Source organism: Micrococcus sp. GbtcB5, assembly GCF_019091605.1.
In the GTDB taxonomy this organism is placed as follows: Bacteria; Actinomycetota; Actinomycetes; order Actinomycetales; family Micrococcaceae; genus Micrococcus; species Micrococcus luteus.
In genome coordinates, this window is record NZ_JAGXJK010000421.1 from 1 (window position 1) to 239 (window position 239).

1 protein-coding gene is annotated in these 239 nt (G+C 73.2%); it reads left to right on the top strand.

All coding sequences use genetic code 11. The features are described from left to right. Positions 1-239, top strand: a 239-nt coding sequence (locus tag KVS67_RS12965) for an undecaprenyl diphosphate synthase family protein (protein WP_217565545.1), incomplete at both ends; no start/stop codon positions are given.

Genomic DNA, 239 nt, shown 5'->3' on the forward strand with positions numbered 1-239 from the left:
GCTTCCTCATGGGCTTCTCCCGGGACGTGCTGCGCCGGCAGCGGGACACCCTGCTCTCGTGGAACGTGCGGATCCGGTGGAACGGGCGGGCCCCGCGCCTCTGGACCCCCGTGATCCGGGGGCTGCAGGAGGCCGAGGAGCTCACGCGCCACAACACCGGCACCACGCTGCACATGTGCGTGGACTACGGCAGCCGGGCCGAGGTCCTGGGCGGCGTCCAGGCCATCGCCGAAGGGGGC